The sequence below is a fragment of the Blautia caccae genome, assembly GCF_040095955.1.
Taxonomy (GTDB): domain Bacteria; phylum Bacillota; class Clostridia; order Lachnospirales; family Lachnospiraceae; genus Blautia; species Blautia celeris.
In genome coordinates this window covers 1-1,561 of record NZ_JBBMFP010000068.1, presented here as the reverse complement: position 1 = coordinate 1,561, position 1,561 = coordinate 1, and the positions used below count along the sequence as shown (strand labels likewise).

Below are 1,561 nucleotides of genomic sequence, written 5' to 3'. Positions count from 1 at the left end.
TTCTTGTATGATGTTTATAGAAGCTAAAACATCACATTTTCCTTTCTTTTAGTGATGTGACATAATACATTCAGATGCTGTGGACTTTTGATTTTCTTCTGTAGTCCAACTACTTAAAGGAGTGTATTGCCACGGTTTTATCTGAATCATTTATAAGCTGGATATTGCCACGAGGGAATTCCTTCCCGAGCACTTATTTCAATCAAGTCTATGAGGGTAAACACCTGTGGAATTGTCACAGTATCACACTCAGAAAGGAGATCTTATGATTTACGTAGGCATTGATATTGCCAAACTCAACCATTTCGCCTCTGCCATTTCTTCAGATGGTGAAATTATGCTTCAACCGTTCAAATTTACAAATGACTATGATGGCTTCCATCTGCTGCTTCACAAGCTCGATTCTTTCGATCCTGACAGCCTCATCATAGGTCTTGAATCAACGGCTCACTATGGCAACAACCTTCTTGAATTCCTTGTCAAACATAACTACAAGGTCTGTGTCATAAACCCTATCCAGACCTCGGCAATGCGAAAGAACAACATTCGCAAAACAAAAACGGATAAGGTAGATACTTACATAATTGCTAAAACTTTAATGATGGATCCTCACCGTTTCTTTTCGCAGCATGATCTTTCAATCATGCACTTAAAGGAATTGGGGCGTTTCCGCATGAAACTAATCAAGAAACGTACCCAGGGCAAGATTCAACTAATGTCGTATGTTGATCAGGCTTTCCCTGAACTGCAGTATTTCTTCAAATCTGGCATCCACCAGAAATCTGTGTATGCAGTTCTTAAAGAAGCACCTACGACCAAAGACATTGCTTCTATGCACCTGACCCATCTGTCACACTTGCTTGAGGTTTCCTCCCACGGTCATTTCAAGAAAGACACAGCGACTGAATTAAGGATTCTGGCACAGAAGTCTGTCGGTTGCAACGACAGTTCTATATCTACTCAGATAACTCAGACCATTGAACTGATCGAGTTACTGGATAGCCAGGTTCATGACGTTGAATCTGAAATGGAATTGATTGTCAATTCTTTGGCTTCCATCATTATGACCATTCCAGGCATTGGTTTTATCAATGGCGGAATGATACTGGGCGAGATTGGCGATATTATGCGCTTCTCCAGCCCATCAAAAGTGCTTGCATTTGCTGGTCTTGATCCGACTGTCTATCAGTCTGGAAACTTTAACGCCAGCCATACCAAGATGTCCAAACGTGGGTCTTGTCCCCTTCGCTACGCTTTGATAAATGCAGCACATAACGTTGTCAAAAACAACAAAACCTTTAAAGATTACTATGATCAGAAAATCTCAGAGGGAAAGTCCCATTACAATGCCTTAGGTCATTGTGCCGGGAAGTTGGTTCGCATCATTTATAAAATGCTCACTGACAACGTTTCGTTTAATTTGGATTAATATCTGACCGTTCATATATATTTTTAAAAAGCACCCTATGGGAGCTCTATTAAAGTTAGCCATTTTTCCGGTCAGAAAATAAATATAATCTTTTGCTAATTTAGGGTTGACTTTTCATAGCTGGTCTCCTTT

At 40.1% G+C, this 1,561-nt stretch carries 1 protein-coding gene; it reads left to right on the top strand.

The features are described from left to right. Nucleotides 1–265: 265 nt before the first annotated feature. Entirely contained in the window at nt 266–1,429 is a 1,164-nt protein-coding gene (locus WMO65_RS26110; protein WP_033139523.1) for an IS110 family RNA-guided transposase, read from the top strand. The last annotated feature ends 132 nt before the right edge of the window (nt 1,430–1,561 follow it).

Coding starts and splice junctions, on each gene's coding strand:
- WMO65_RS26110 (WP_033139523.1), top strand. CDS start 266: ATGATTTACGTAGGCATTGATATTGCCAAACTCAACCATTTCGCCTCT.